Annotated in this window: 12 protein-coding genes; 10 read left to right on the top strand and 2 right to left on the bottom strand. The window is 46.1% G+C overall.

Features of this window, described 5'->3' with window-relative positions:
* The 7 genes from B9J84_RS15615 to flhB form a co-directional block, all read left to right on the top strand.
* Positions 1-546: FliM/FliN family flagellar motor switch protein (locus tag B9J84_RS15615; RefSeq protein WP_179217580.1), on the top strand; the 546-nt coding region annotated here is incomplete at its 5' end.
* A 17-nt stretch (positions 547-563) separates the two neighbouring features.
* Positions 564-974 (top strand): flagellar motor switch protein FliN, encoded by a 411-nt coding sequence (fliN, locus tag B9J84_RS15620; RefSeq protein ID WP_010318705.1) that lies wholly within the window; start codon positions 564-566, stop codon positions 972-974.
* Positions 975-1,007: 33 nt separating this feature from the next.
* The gene (gene fliO, locus B9J84_RS15625; protein ID WP_013856319.1) at positions 1,008-1,388 is read left to right on the top strand and encodes a flagellar biosynthetic protein FliO; all 381 of its coding nucleotides are present in this window, start codon (positions 1,008-1,010) and stop codon (positions 1,386-1,388) included.
* Entirely contained in the window at positions 1,375-2,274 is a 900-nt protein-coding gene (fliP, locus tag B9J84_RS15630) for a flagellar type III secretion system pore protein FliP (RefSeq protein ID WP_038170156.1), read from the top strand. Before fliO ends, fliP begins: the two co-directional genes overlap by 14 nt.
* 11 nt (positions 2,275-2,285) lie before the next feature.
* The gene (fliQ, locus tag B9J84_RS15635) at positions 2,286-2,555 is read left to right on the top strand and encodes a flagellar biosynthesis protein FliQ (RefSeq protein WP_013856321.1); all 270 of its coding nucleotides are present in this window, start codon (positions 2,286-2,288) and stop codon (positions 2,553-2,555) included.
* An 8-nt stretch (positions 2,556-2,563) separates the two neighbouring features.
* A complete protein-coding gene (fliR, locus tag B9J84_RS15640) occupies positions 2,564-3,346 on the top strand; it encodes a flagellar biosynthetic protein FliR (protein ID WP_094124522.1) in 783 nt (260 codons plus the stop codon).
* Between the two features lie 9 nt (positions 3,347-3,355).
* Positions 3,356-4,486 carry a flagellar biosynthesis protein FlhB gene (gene flhB / locus B9J84_RS15645; RefSeq protein ID WP_013856323.1) on the top strand — a complete coding sequence of 377 codons (1,131 nt, stop codon included), beginning with the start codon at positions 3,356-3,358 and terminating at the stop codon, positions 4,484-4,486.
* Positions 4,487-4,542: 56 nt separating this feature from the next.
* Here the strand turns inward: flhB and smrB are convergent, their stop codons facing one another.
* Positions 4,543-5,073, bottom strand: a complete 531-nt coding sequence (gene smrB / locus B9J84_RS15650) for an endonuclease SmrB (protein WP_013856324.1) — start codon at positions 5,071-5,073, stop codon at positions 4,543-4,545.
* A gap of 63 nt (positions 5,074-5,136) precedes the next feature.
* Here smrB and prmB point away from each other — a divergent pair, with 63 nt between their 5' ends.
* The gene (gene prmB, locus B9J84_RS15655; protein ID WP_013856325.1) at positions 5,137-6,069 is read left to right on the top strand and encodes a 50S ribosomal protein L3 N(5)-glutamine methyltransferase; all 933 of its coding nucleotides are present in this window, start codon (positions 5,137-5,139) and stop codon (positions 6,067-6,069) included.
* 184 nt (positions 6,070-6,253) lie between these two features.
* Positions 6,254-7,339 carry a chorismate synthase gene (gene aroC / locus B9J84_RS15660; protein ID WP_026028357.1) on the top strand — a complete coding sequence of 362 codons (1,086 nt, stop codon included), beginning with the start codon at positions 6,254-6,256 and terminating at the stop codon, positions 7,337-7,339.
* Between the two features lie 166 nt (positions 7,340-7,505).
* On the opposite strand, the gene B9J84_RS15665 is transcribed toward aroC, so the two are convergent.
* On the bottom strand, positions 7,506-8,129 hold the full coding sequence (locus tag B9J84_RS15665) for a trimeric intracellular cation channel family protein (RefSeq protein ID WP_026027295.1): 624 nt from the start codon (positions 8,127-8,129) through the stop codon (positions 7,506-7,508).
* Positions 8,130-8,363: 234 nt separating this feature from the next.
* Between B9J84_RS15665 and B9J84_RS15670 the strand changes: the two genes are divergently transcribed.
* On the top strand, positions 8,364-8,894 hold the full coding sequence (locus B9J84_RS15670; protein WP_094124523.1) for an elongation factor P hydroxylase: 531 nt from the start codon (positions 8,364-8,366) through the stop codon (positions 8,892-8,894).
* Positions 8,895-8,911 lie beyond the last annotated feature (17 nt).

Here is an 8,911-nt window from a genome sequence, read left to right on the forward strand (position 1 = left end):
CCGGTGATGGGCGTTGAGTTTGAATATTTGGATTCAGAAGTGAACCCAAGTATGGCTAACATCGTCAGCCCAACGGAAGTGATCGTAGTGAGCTCGTTTCATATCGAAGTCGATGGCGGCGGCGGCGATTTCCACGTGGTCATGCCTTATTCGATGGTTGAACCCATTCGTGAGTTACTCGATGCGGGTGTCCAGTCGGATAAAATGGAAACTGATGTGCGTTGGAGTTCTGCACTGCGCGAAGAGATCATGGATGTACCCGTCAATTTCCGAGTCAATTTATTAGAACAAGACATTTCATTGCGTGACTTAATGGATCTACAAGTAGGCGATATCATCCCAATTAAAATGCCCAAAAACGCAACGATGTTTGTTGAAGAGCTGCCTACTTACCGAGTGAAAATGGGCCGCTCTGGTGAAAAACTGGCGGTTCAAGTCTCTGAAAAAATTAAACGCCCTGATGTAGTAAAAACGGATCTCGCCTTTTTAGGCAAAGACATCATGTCTGAATTTGAAGATGATGACGAAGAAGATAACGAAGAATAATAGAGTAGGTAACGAAGATGGAACCAAGTGACGACCAAAGATTGGCAGACGAATGGGCAGCTGCATTAGGGGAAGACCCATCCGCGCCTAGTATTGATGTAGATGAAATTCTGGCCGCGCCTCTTGATGAATTGAAAGACACTTCACCACCGATCACCGAAGATGAGCGCCGCAAACTTGATACGATCATGGACATTCCGGTGACCATTTCGATGGAAGTGGGACGTTCGAAGATCAGCATTCGTAACTTACTGCAATTGAACCAAGGCTCGGTGGTTGAGCTTGATCGCATCGCGGGTGAGTCATTGGATGTGATGGTGAACGGCACCTTGATTGCTCATGGAGAAGTGGTAGTGGTTAACGATAAATTCGGTATTCGTTTAACCGATGTAATCAGCCAGACTGAGCGTATTAAAAAGCTGCGTTAGCATAACGTCAGTTTACGAAAAAGAAGTATTTGGATGAAAAAACTGATCGGTTTATTGCTCTGTTCAAGCCAAGCGATGGCAGCGCCGAATGATCACTTAGATTTAGCGACCACTTTCGGGTCGCTTTTGTTCGTTATTGCGCTAATTCTCTTTTTGGCTTGGGTGTTAAAACGAATGCGAGTGCCCACGTTCGGTAATCAAAAAGGGCTGAGCATTGTACGTCAACTGCCAGTGGGTACTAAAGAGCGTATCGTTATTGTGCAAGCAGGAGAAGAACAATTTCTCGTCGGAGTCACGTCACAATCCGTCCAATTGATCGCAAAATTAGATGCCCCACTCAAACAGGAGGAGGCTGAGGTCAGTCCGTTTGCCGGTCAACTGACTCAGCTGCTAAAGAAAAATGACAAGAAATAGTCGCACGGCCTCATTGGGTTACCTTGCTCATCTATGGCATCTTTCTATGTTGCTGGTGGCATTATTGTTTACCCCGTTTGCGTTTTCAGAGCAAGAGTTAGCCACGCCAATTCCTTCCAGCGCCGTAGGCGCAGAAACGGTGACAGTAACGGCGATGAATAAAGACAGTGGCGCCTCTAAAACGATAGCCGCTGGTAGCGTCAGTGGTGGTGGCGGTATTCCAGCATTTACCATGACGACCAATTCAGATGGCAGTCAAGATTACTCGATCAATCTACAAATTTTAGCCTTGATGACCATGTTGGGTTTTTTGCCTGCCATGGTCATTTTGATGACTTCCTTTACACGTATCGTGATTGTGATGTCGATCTTGCGCCAGGCAATGGGCCTGCAACAAACGCCGTCAAACCAAGTAATTATCGGCATCGCTATTTTTCTCACTTTTTTCATTATGTCACCAGTCATCAACGCCATTAATGAGCAAGCTGTGCAGCCATATCTCAATGAGCAGATGACGGCGCGTCAAGCGTTTGATACGGCTCAAGAGCCACTAAAAGCCTTCATGCTGAAACAGACGCGAGTCAAAGATTTAGAAACTTTTGTTGAGATATCGGGCTCTGACGCAACCAATCCTGAAGAGGTCTCGATGGCGGTGCTGATCCCTGCGTTCATCACCTCGGAGCTAAAAACGGCGTTTCAAATCGGCTTTATGCTATTTTTACCCTTTTTAATCATTGATTTAGTGGTGGCGTCTGTTTTGATGGCGATGGGTATGATGATGCTTTCGCCGATGATCGTCTCGCTGCCTTTTAAACTCATGCTGTTTGTACTAGTGGATGGATGGAACTTGATCCTCTCAACGCTAGCCGGCAGTTTTGCTTTATAGCGGGGGCGCGAATGACTCCTGAAGTCTTTGTTGAGCTGTTTCGAGACGCACTGTGGATGGTGCTTATCATGGTGTGCGCCATCATCATCCCGAGTTTGTTGATTGGCTTAGTGGTCGCCATTTTCCAAGCCGCGACCTCAATTAACGAACAGACGTTGAGCTTTTTACCGCGTCTCATTGTGACGTTACTGGCACTGATGTTCTTTGCCCATTGGATGACGCAGATGTTGATGGAGTATTTCTTCTCTATCGTTGAACGGCTACCACAGGTACTGTACTAGGAGCTTGAATGGAGTACCCAACAAGCCTCGTTTTAGAGTGGATTGCTAGCTATTTTTGGCCCTACACTCGTATTTCCGCCATGCTGATGGTGATGTCAGTCACTGGGGCCCGCTTTGTTCCGACCCGAGTGCGGCTCTACTTAGGTTTGGCTATTACCTTCGCCGTGATGCCCGCGATTCCTGTCGTTTCAGAGACCGTTGAACTACTTTCATTTAAAGGTTTTTTGACCACCTTTGAGCAGATTATTATTGGCGTTGCAATGGGCATGATCACCCAGTTTATAATCCAAACCTTTGTTATGCTTGGCCAAATATTGGGTATGCAAGCCAGCTTAGGTTTTGCTTCAATGGTCGACCCCGTAAACGGGCAGAACACCCCTTTGCTTGGTCAATTGTTTATGTTTTTAGCGACCTTGTTCTTCTTAGCAACCGATGGTCATTTAAAGATGATCCAACTGGTGGTATTCAGTTTCAAAACCTTGCCTATTGGTGATGGGGCATTAACGACCGTGGATTTTCGTGAGCTCGCATTGTGGCTGGGAATTATGTTTAAAGTGGCGCTGAGTATGTCTCTTTCTGGCATCATTGCTCTATTAACCGTCAACTTATCATTTGGTGTGATGACTCGTGCAGCCCCTCAGCTCAACATTTTCTCGTTGGGTTTTGCGTTTGCGCTTTTGGTCGGCTTGTTACTCTGTTGGTATATTTTAGGCGGCCTGTATAGTCACTACGAACTATTCTGGTTAGAAGGCGAGCAACAAATTTGTCGCCTTATCCGTATGAACTGTTAGGAGGCGCGTTTGGCAGAGTCAGACGGTCAAGAACGTACCGAAGACGCCACGCCCAAGCGATTGGACGAGGCGCGAAAAAAAGGTCAGGTTGCTCGTTCAAAAGAGTTAGCGTCCGTTTCGGTACTGGTGGTGGGTGCGATTGCATTGATGTGGTTTGGCGAATCGTTAGCCCGAGCCTTGTACGCTTTGATGGGTCGAATCTTCAACTTAAGCCGAGAAGAAGTGTTTGATCTCGGAAAGTTGTTTGATATTGCGGCTGGTTCTCTTGCGACCCTGATATTGCCACTCTCGCTTATCTTAATCACGTTATTTATTGCTGCATTAATTGGCGCTGCTGGCATTGGTGGAATTAACTTTTCTGTCGAAGCTGCGATGCCAAAACCCTCCAAAATGAACCCGCTCAGTGGCTTAAAACGTATGTTCGGTTTGCAAAGTTGGGTTGAGTTATTTAAGTCCATTTTAAAAGTACTGCTTGTTTCTGGCGTTGCTTTTTATCTGATCAATGCATCGAAAGAAGATCTATTTCAACTGAGCATGGATGTCTATCCACAAAATATTTTCCATGCGCTCGATATTTTGCTTAACTTCGTGTTGCTGATCAGTTGTTCTTTATTGGTCGTGGTCGCCATCGATATCCCATTCCAAATCTGGCAGCACGCTGACCAATTAAAAATGACCAAGCAAGAAGTAAAAGACGAATACAAAGATACGGAAGGAAAACCTGAGGTTAAAGGTCGAATTCGGATGTTGCAGCGTGAAGCGGCTCAGCGGCGGATGATGGCGGAAGTGCCACAAGCGGATGTAATCATCACCAACCCAGAACACTTCTCAGTTGCGCTGCGCTATAAACAAAATACGGATAAAGCACCGATTGTGGTGGCTAAAGGCGTCGATCACATGGCGATGAAAATTCGTGAAGTAGCACGTGCGCATGATATACACATCATCCCCGCACCGCCTTTGGCTCGAGCGCTTTATCACACAACCGATCTTGAGCAGGAGATCCCCGACGGGCTTTTCGTGGCGGTTGCGCAGGTACTGGCTTATGTCTTTCAGCTTAAGCAGTATCGTAAACGCGGTGGCCAAAGACCCAAACTCGATGAAAATAACATGCCGATTCCACCGGATTTACGACATTAATCCTCATCGTTATGCTGGAGCAAAAGCGTTAATGCTGAAGTTAGCGTCAGTTTAAATCACTTATCAGGAATAGAAAGCAGCACCAATACCGCGCCATGCCCGCCAAATTCAAGGGGGGCTTGATGAAACGCCATCACATCAGGATGTTGAGCGAGCCAGAGAGGAACTTTTTGTTTGAGAATGTGTTTACCAATCCCATGTTGGACACAAGCGCAGTGAATATTTTCCTTCACACAATAAGCAACCATCGCCCCGAGTTCTCGTTTCGCTTCTTGCTGCGTCATGCCGTGCATATCCAAAAATACATCCGGCACATAGACGCCACGTCTTAACCGTTTAACTTCATATTTCGACACATCATCACGAGCATAGCGCGTCGGGCCTTCATCGCTGAGTTTTGGTATAAACTCATCGGAAAAATAAAATTCGGTATCGCTGGCTTCCCGCGCAATACGGCGGATTTCTTTTTGTTTGGGGTTTCTGTTTGGCGGCTGGATTATGGTATCCTGTCGCAACTTTTTAACGCCCTTTACTGCATCCCGAAACAAGTCGAAAGCGTCATCGTGTTCGGTCTCTTTTTGGCTCATTGGGTTTGGTCATTTTCTAACAGATCGATATTGGCAGTATTGTAGCGCTTTTCGGAGGCAATTTTGGATAAGATTTTTGTAGAAGAGGCGGTTTCTGAACTTCACACGCTTCAAGATATGATTCGTTGGACGGTCAGCCGTTTTAATGCCGCCAACTTATTTTATGGTCATGGGACCGATAATGCGTGGGATGAAGCCGTTCAGCTAATCCTACCGACACTCTATCTTCCGATTGATGTTCCTCCGCATGTACTGAATTCTCGTTTAACAGGCAGCGAACGTCTGCGTATTGTTGAACGGGTGATTAAGCGCATTAATGAACGTACTCCTATCGCCTATTTAACCAATAAAGCCTGGTTCTGTGGCCTTGAGTTTTATGTGGATGAGCGAGTACTGGTGCCACGTTCACCGATTGGCGAATTGATTGAAGCGCAGTTCCAACCTTGGTTGATCGACGAGCCTGTACGCATTATGGATTTGTGTACTGGCAGCGGTTGCATCGCCATTGCGTGCGCCCACGCGTTCCCTGATGCTGAAGTGGATGCGATTGATATCTCAACCGACGCACTGCAAGTGGCAGAGCAAAATATTCAAGATCACGGTATGGAGCAACAAGTTTTCCCGATCCGTTCCGATCTATTCCGTGATTTGCCAAAAGAGAAATATGACCTAATCGTGTCGAATCCACCGTATGTGGATCAAGAAGATATGAATAGTTTGCCCAAAGAGTTCAAACATGAACCAGAACTCGGCTTAGCCGCCGGTACCGATGGTTTGAAATTGGTGCGTCGTATTTTGGCCAATGCGGCGGGATACCTCACTGATAACGGTATTTTGATCTGTGAAGTGGGCAATTCGATGGTGCATATGATGAACCAATACGACCACATTCCGTTTACTTGGCTTGAGTTTGAAAATGGTGGGCATGGCGTATTCATGCTGACTCGCCAGCAGTTGGTTGATTGCGCTAGCGACTTTGCGCTTTATATCGACTAATGCCGTACGCATAAGAAAAACGCCAGCCACAGTGCTGGCGTTTTTTTATCCATTAGAAAAATACACATTGCTTTATTTTGGGGCTTTACATCATTTCGTAATAAAGCCACTATGAATCCACGAACAATAGAATGAAGCGGTGATAGGGAGCATGTCGCTCTGTGTCATCAATATTGAGGAAGTAATGGCAGGAAACAGTATCGGACAACATTTTCGGGTGATGACATTCGGAGAAAGTCACGGTATCGCACTAGGATGTATCGTCGACGGATGCCCTCCGGGCTTAGAAATTACAGAAGCTGACTTACAGATAGACCTAGATCGTCGCCGTCCTGGCACATCTCGCTATACAACGCAGCGCCGTGAAGCGGATGAAGTCAAAATTCTTTCTGGTGTATTTGAGGGGAAAACCACAGGTACATCGATTGGTCTATTAATTGAAAATACCGACCAACGCTCAACCGATTATTCAGACATTAAAGACAAGTTTCGCCCCGGTCATGCCGATTATACCTACCATCAAAAATATGGCATTCGCGACTATCGTGGTGGTGGCCGTTCATCAGCACGTGAGACAGCGATGCGAGTGGCAGCGGGAGCCATTGCGAAGAAATATCTCAAACAAGAATTTGGGGTTGAAATTCGCGCTTACTTGTCACAAATGGGTGATGTTTGTATCGATAAAGTGGATTGGAATGAAATTGAGAATAACGCCTTTTTCTGTCCAGATGCAGACAAAGTGGCGGCATTCGACCAACTGATCCGTGATTTGAAAAAAGAAGGTGATTCGATCGGTGCAAAGATTCAAGTTGTCGCGACAAACCTGCCTGTTGGTTTAGGTGAGCCGGTATTTGATCGTCTAGATGCGGATATTGCGCATGCTTTGATGAGCATTAATGCGGTGAAAGGGGTAGAGATTGGTGACGGTTTTGATGTCGTGCAGCAAAAAGGCAGCCAGCATCGAGATCCTCTAACACCGAACGGCTTTCGCTCAAATCATGCCGGCGGTATTTTAGGCGGTATTTCGACTGGGCAAGATATTGTTGCCAGTATTGCGCTTAAACCCACGTCAAGTATTACAGTACCTGGCGATACCATTACTCGCACGGGTGAACCCACACAACTTATCACGAAAGGTCGCCATGATCCTTGCGTTGGTATTCGCGCCGTGCCCATTGCCGAAGCAATGCTGGCGATTGTGTTGATGGACCACTTACTTCGTCATCGCGGGCAGAATTTTGCGGTTCAAACAGAAACGCCTAAAATCTAATCCAGCATAACCGAATTAAAATGAAAAGCGCCCTTCTTGCTAGGGCGCTTTTGTTTTAAGCAATTTTCTGTTTGGCCAATTTCCGCGGCTGAATGAATTTTTTATCGAAACAAGTCAGCTAACTAACTAAATATCTAACATCGGAATATCTAACATCGGATTGTGGCTAATGAATCTGATTTTCAGCATCAAGCTGGAAAGAAGGCAAACGCCATTTAAAACGCACTGCCGCCATACGCAATAAATAACCCACAATAAGCGTTACTATCGTGCTGGTGACATCATTGATGCCGAATGCGAGTAAGGTTAAATAAAGCCCTGAAGCGACTAATGAAACCGAAGCGTAGAGTTCTTCATGCAGTACCAGTGGCGTTTGTCTGCAGATTAAATCGCGTAATAACCCACCAAACACCCCAGTGACCAACGCAGAAACCATACAAATGCCGGGATGCAAACCCATGCCCATTGCGACTTTTGTGCCTATGATACTGAACACAATTAGCCCCAATGCATCTAAACGAATGAACAACCCTTTGAGTTTTATTACCCATTTAGCTAAGCCTGTGGTGAGAACGCCTGCGATACAGGTAATGGCTAAAAACTCCGGATTCTTCACCCAACCTAGCGGATAATGGCCGAGTAAAATATCCCTCACCGTACCGCCTCCAATCGCAGTGGCACTCGCTACTAACATCACACCGAACCAATCCATTTTTCGACGGCCTGCACTCAATGCGCCAGTCATCGCTTCGGCAGTAATACCAATAATATATAAAACACTGAGCAACATAATGCGGTACTCCGACAGCACTTCCTTGGGTATATAAGAACCAAGAAAGCGGTTGAACTTAAAAATGGAGGCGCAAGTGTAGTAGTAAAGTCAGGCGATGGCGAATGAGATTTTATGCCAAGAAACCGTTTGACCGATTAATAAAACTAATGAAGTGGGGCGATTGAATGGCTTTACCTGACTACAGAAAAATAAGAGAATGCGTTGAGAAATTTTTGCCTGCATGACTGAGTGATGACACATCAATACCAAGACTTGATCTCCCTGTTCAATGACACTTTTTTTGAGCCATTCAATACGCGTTTAGAGCTCGGTGGTGATGAGCCGATTTACTTGCCTGCTGATGCGCAAATCAATCATCACCGCATCATTTTCGCACGAGGCTTCTTTGCCTCGGCACTGCATGAAATCGCGCATTGGTGCGTCGCCGGCCCTGAACGGCGATTGATGGAAGATTTTGGCTATTGGTATCAACCAGACGGGCGAACCGCGCAAGTCCAAGCCAAATTTGAAAAAGTAGAGGTTCGCCCTCAAGCGTATGAGTGGATTTTATCGGTCAGTGCTGGCTTTCCTTTTACTGTGAGTTGTGACAACCTACACGGCGATTTTGAACCAGACCGTATCGCCTTTATGACTCAGGTACATCGTGAGGTAGTCGCTATCTTACAGGTTGGGCTTCCACCCCGAGTGAAGATGCTGTCAGATGCATTACGTGCTTTTTATGGTACGACAGAATTAAGGCTAGAGCACTTTATTATCAGGTAACTAGCTAAATAATAAGA

It is taken from the genome of Vibrio sp. V03_P4A6T147, from assembly GCF_002241085.1.
Taxonomy (GTDB): domain Bacteria; phylum Pseudomonadota; class Gammaproteobacteria; order Enterobacterales; family Vibrionaceae; genus Vibrio; species Vibrio anguillarum.

Coding starts and splice junctions, on each gene's coding strand:
- fliR (WP_094124522.1), top strand. CDS start 2,564: ATGGAGTACCCAACAAGCCTCGTTTTAGAGTGGATTGCTAGCTATTTT.
- smrB (WP_013856324.1), bottom strand. CDS start 5,073: ATGAGCCAAAAAGAGACCGAACACGATGACGCTTTCGACTTGTTTCGG.
- fliP (WP_038170156.1), top strand. CDS start 1,375: ATGACAAGAAATAGTCGCACGGCCTCATTGGGTTACCTTGCTCATCTA.
- fliO (WP_013856319.1), top strand. CDS start 1,008: ATGAAAAAACTGATCGGTTTATTGCTCTGTTCAAGCCAAGCGATGGCA.
- B9J84_RS15665 (WP_026027295.1), bottom strand. CDS start 8,129: ATGTTGCTCAGTGTTTTATATATTATTGGTATTACTGCCGAAGCGATG.
- B9J84_RS15670 (WP_094124523.1), top strand. CDS start 8,364: ATGACACATCAATACCAAGACTTGATCTCCCTGTTCAATGACACTTTT.
- fliQ (WP_013856321.1), top strand. CDS start 2,286: ATGACTCCTGAAGTCTTTGTTGAGCTGTTTCGAGACGCACTGTGGATG.
- aroC (WP_026028357.1), top strand. CDS start 6,254: ATGGCAGGAAACAGTATCGGACAACATTTTCGGGTGATGACATTCGGA.
- fliN (WP_010318705.1), top strand. CDS start 564: ATGGAACCAAGTGACGACCAAAGATTGGCAGACGAATGGGCAGCTGCA.